The organism is Pseudomonas sp. FW305-28 (assembly GCF_017351395.1).
GTDB classification, from domain to species: Bacteria; Pseudomonadota; Gammaproteobacteria; order Pseudomonadales; family Pseudomonadaceae; genus Aquipseudomonas; species Aquipseudomonas fluorescens_AA.
In genome coordinates this window covers 1-498 of the sequence record NZ_JACNDD010000308.1, presented here as the reverse complement: position 1 = coordinate 498, position 498 = coordinate 1, and the positions used below count along the sequence as shown (strand labels likewise).

Genomic DNA, 498 nt, shown 5'->3' with positions numbered 1-498 from the left:
ACGATGGGCCCAGGTCAGGAAGTTCACCGTGTTGCGGTGCTCGATCATCACGCCTTTAGGCAGACCGGTTGAACCCGACGTGTAGATGACATAGGCCAGGTGCGAAGAGGTCAGCTCGGCGACCTCGGGATTCTGGACGGACTCGTCCTGCCAATCGCCGCTTTCGAGATTGATCACCGGCATCGAGGCTGCGGCCAGCAATTCAAGGGTCGCCGTCTGGGTCAACACCGCCGCCGGCGCACTGTCTTCCAGCATGTAGGCGATGCGGTCCAGCGGATACGCCGGATCCAACGGCACATAACCGCCGCCAGCCTTGAGAATCGCCAGCAACCCAACAACCATGTCGATACTGCGTTCGACGCAAATCGCCACCCGCGAATCGGGCTCTACGCCCTGTTTGCGCAGGTAATGGGCCAGGCGGTTGGCCCGCTCATTCAACTCGCGGTAGCTCAGGCGCTGCTCGCCACGGATCACCGCCACGGCATCCGGCGTACGCTG

Annotated in this window: 1 protein-coding gene; it reads right to left on the bottom strand. The window is 62.4% G+C overall.

Annotation, left to right across the window (positions count from 1 at the left end):
• A partial coding sequence (locus J4E53_RS30560; RefSeq protein WP_207268297.1) for an AMP-binding protein occupies positions 1 to 498 on the bottom strand: 498 nt, incomplete at both ends.